The organism is Pseudorhodobacter sp. (assembly GCF_030452865.1).
Lineage (GTDB): Bacteria > Pseudomonadota > Alphaproteobacteria > Rhodobacterales > Rhodobacteraceae > Pseudorhodobacter.
The window spans coordinates 1-2957 of the sequence record NZ_JAKDLJ010000419.1 but is presented as its reverse complement, the minus strand read 5'-3'; the positions used below and the strand labels follow the sequence as shown (position 1 = coordinate 2957).

Sequence of the window (2957 nt, the reverse complement as noted above, 5' to 3'; positions counted from 1 at the left end):
CGATATGGTCGCGTGAAATGAAGCTATAGGTCTCCGGTGAAACCGGGGCGATTCAGTCTGCATAGGTGCGCCCCTGCATGGACCAACCGATCACACGCCGAGAAAACAGATCGATCACGACCGCCAAATACAAGAACCCCTCATGCGTGCGAATATAGGTGATGTCTGTCACCCAGAACTGGTCCGGTGCATCCATTGCCCGGCAGTTGATTGCTTGCAATCAACGAGAGGAGACATCGAACTCCCGGTTCAAGGTATTGTCGGCCACAACGGCAGGGCTGCCCCCATAAGAACCCGGCTTCTTTTTGTAACCAATCTGGGCCCTTATGCTCGCCAGACGGGCCAAACGCCAAGCCCGGTTGGGGCTGATATCTTCGCCCATGTCGCACAGATCATCATGCAGCTTGCGGTATCCATACACCTCCCCGCTGTCATCCCAAGCCTGCTTCAGCAGCACGGTTTGCCGCTGATCCTCCAGTGCTCGTTGGGAAAAGGGTTCACGCAGCCATGCATGAAAGCCGCTGGGATGAACCAGCAGCATCCGGCACATGGCCCGGACCGCAAAGATCAGCCGGTTCTCAGCAATGAAGGCATACCTCACCGGGATTCCCTGGCGAAGTATGCGGTCGCCTTTTTTAAGATATCCCCATTCGCCGGGAAAACAGTCCACTGGACTGTTTTCTGATCCGGCTCAAATCCGTCACGCGCAGCAAGTCCCGCTTCAGGCGGCGGATCTCATCCGCTTGCGCATCGACCTCTTTGATCACCTTCGCCGGCCGAGAAAACTGCTTCTGCCATGTGTAAATCGACTTCGTGCTGACGCCCAGTCGCTCGGCCACCTCGCGCACCGGATAGCCCCGATCTTCGACTTGGGCCAATGCATCACGCTTGAACTCGTCTGTGAATTTGTTTGCGGACATCTCGTCCTCCTTGCTTCCAAAATTACCAAGCAAGGCGTCTGCAAATCTAGGGGCTATTCATTGATGCTATGGGCCAGAAGGCCCTCAACAACGGGATGAACCTTCGGCAGTAGATGCGCAGCGACAGCTTGTCGCCCTGCCCATGGTAGCGCCTCGCAGTCGTATAGAGGGGGTCCGCTATCACTTCGGGATGGAACGGATCTATCTGCCCGTCTCGCGCATGTAGCGCTAGTTCCACTTCTAGCTTCACATCATCCATGAAGTCCGGCCAGCGGATCACGGTATGCCTGAATACTTCCATCTGCCAACCGTCCGGCCAGTCATGCGCTAACCCGCAAATCATACCAAACTCACTCTGGCCTATGGTTTCCTCATTCGTCGTGGCAAGGAAGTATGCCGCCATGCTCTTGGCTTTTGTCCTGTCCCGTTCCGGGCCGGGGCCATCCACCCGCAGCAGCGTAACTTTGCCGCTGGGTAGGTTACATTGATAGCGGCGGATGGCGGGTACTTGATTAGTTCCTTGATGGTGCGCAATGCAAAGCCGCCAATCTCGCACCATGCCAGTAAGGATATGGGCTTTGCCCAGCCTTACCCAACATGCTCAAATGGATTGGTGATTTGTTTTGCTCGGATCAATTCACAATGTGCCAAATGCTTTTCCTGCATAACAGGCGATAATTTGACAGAAGACTTGCACGATGATTCGGCATCGGATATAAAGGTCATTGATGTTGTCCTATTTTACCCCCCGCATTGGTTGCGTCCGATGCGGGGGTTTTTCATTAGCGGATTGTCTGCCCCAATAAGTCTGCCGCGTCATATTCAATCCGGTAGATGTAGGGGACGCAATGATGCAAGCGTTCAGGGTGCAAAAGCCCTTTCTTGATAAGCCCTTGCGCGGTGTAACTGACTGCGGGGCGGCTCATCCCAGTCGCGTCCTCTAGGTTTGTCAGGGTATCAGAGGGTTGCGGGCCATGTGACGCGGCACGATTGCGTGCGCCGCCCGGGAGCTTCGGGAAAAATGGGTTCTCTCATGCCTTTACGGCCTCCGCGACAGCCGCACCAAAAGCGTGAGTGCCGGATTTACCGCCCAGGTCACCTGTGCGCAGGTCGGGCTGCATTAAAACCGTTTCCAACGCTGCATCCACTGCCTTGCCTGCGGCATGCAAGTTGCCGTCACTCCGCTTGGTCCCCAGCCAATCCAACAGCATGGCCGCCGAACCGATTAGTGACGAAGGGTTCGCCTTGTCTTGCCCTGCGATATCTGGGGCAGACCCATGCTGCGCCTGCGCCATCGCATAGTCATCCCCTGCATTCAATGATGCGGCCAGCCCGAGGCTTCCAGCAATTTCAGAGGCCAGATCAGACAGGATATCGCCGAACATATTCGTCGTGCAGATCACATCAAATTCCGCCGGGTTGCGGACCAAATGGGCGCACATCGCATCAACCAACCGCTCGTCATAGGCAATCTGCGGATGCTCTTTGGCCACGCTGCGCACGCAATCCAAGAACAACCCGTCAGATACACGCATCACGTTGGCCTTGTGAACGGCGGTAACCTTGCCCGGCCCCGTGCCAGCCATGCGCCGCGCCTCGGCCTCGGCAAAGGCGGCATGGGCGATGTTCATGCTTGCGTGGCGGGTGATCTTGCGAAACGCCAGTGCCACATCTTCCGTTGGCATCACCTCGCCCGATCCCTGAAACATATTGCGGTCGGCGTAGAATCCTTCGGTGTTTTCGCGCACCACCACCAGATCAATCGGCACCCCGGTGCGTGGCGCAATGCCGGCACGACTACGGGCTGGGCGGATATTGGCAAACAGGTCAAGCCGTTTGCGCAACTCGCCTGAAGGGTTCAGCCCACCTTCCGCACGCGGCGGGTAAGTGTTGTGCGAAACCGGGCCAAGAATTAGCCCGTCACAGCCGCGAACGGCGTCCAATGCGCTGTCAGGAAATGTGCTTCCGCAAGCTTTCAGCGCCTCAAACCCTATCGCAACTTCCAACCAGGTTAACCCAAGGCCGAAGGCTTTATCG

General features: G+C 56.7%; 2 protein-coding genes and 1 pseudogene. All 3 read right to left on the bottom strand.

From position 1 onward, the window contains the following. Positions 1–67: 67 nt before the first annotated feature. Positions 68–920 (bottom strand): annotated as a pseudogene (locus tag L0H65_RS17390) (IS3 family transposase); the annotation flags it as partial. A gap of 782 nt (positions 921–1702) precedes the next feature. After that, complete coding sequence (locus L0H65_RS17385) at positions 1703–1846, bottom strand: hypothetical protein (RefSeq protein ID WP_301460485.1); 144 nt, start codon at positions 1844–1846, stop codon at positions 1703–1705. A gap of 105 nt (positions 1847–1951) precedes the next feature. After that, positions 1952–2957 (bottom strand): isocitrate/isopropylmalate dehydrogenase family protein (locus L0H65_RS17380; RefSeq protein ID WP_301460484.1); only part of this gene is annotated, 1006 nt, incomplete at its 5' end.

Excerpts from the sequence above, each read along its gene's own strand:
- L0H65_RS17385 (WP_301460485.1), bottom strand. The coding sequence starts at position 1,846 with ATGAGCCGCCCCGCAGTCAGTTACACCGCGCAAGGGCTTATCAAGAAA.